The following is a 417-nucleotide window of genomic DNA, read 5'->3' as shown; positions in this document are numbered from 1 at the left end:
TCGCCTTCTGTTGGACGATCTAAACAACCGATAATATTCATAAGCGTCGACTTACCAGAACCAGACGGTCCCATAATCGAAACGAACTCACCACTCTGAATCGTTAAACTAATACCATGCAAAATCGGCACCGCCAATTTTCCTTGATAATACGTTTTAGCAATATTATTTAACGTAATCATTTCTCTTTCACTTCCATTCCGTCATACACATCGTCGGAAGGATTTTTAACCACCTTTTGCCCCACTGTTACGCCTTCTACAACCTCTGTCCAGTCTCCATCAGTAGAACCTTTTTTCACATTTTGTTTACGAAGCTTCCCTTTATCCTCAACATAAACAAATGCATCATCGCCTTTTTCTACAATGCTTTTACTTGGAACAGCAATCATCGTCTTATTCTCTAAGTTTACTTGCA

General features: G+C 39.3%; 1 protein-coding gene and 1 pseudogene. Both read right to left on the bottom strand.

Annotated features, from left to right (window positions below; all coding sequences use genetic code 11):
* Positions 1-182: ATP-binding cassette domain-containing protein (locus ACQRBL_RS27595; RefSeq protein ID WP_044796157.1), on the bottom strand; the 182-nt coding region annotated here is incomplete at its 3' end.
* Positions 179-417 (bottom strand): annotated as a pseudogene (locus tag ACQRBL_RS27590) (efflux transporter periplasmic adaptor subunit); the annotation flags it as partial. The gene ACQRBL_RS27595 and the pseudogene ACQRBL_RS27590, both read right to left, overlap by 4 nt.

Origin of the sequence: Bacillus sp. AF62, from assembly GCF_050312695.1 — a bacterium.
GTDB lineage: Bacteria > Bacillota > Bacilli > Bacillales > Bacillaceae_G > Bacillus_A > Bacillus_A cereus.
Note: the sequence above shows the minus strand (reverse complement) of the source record. Positions and strands in the feature narration are given on the sequence as shown.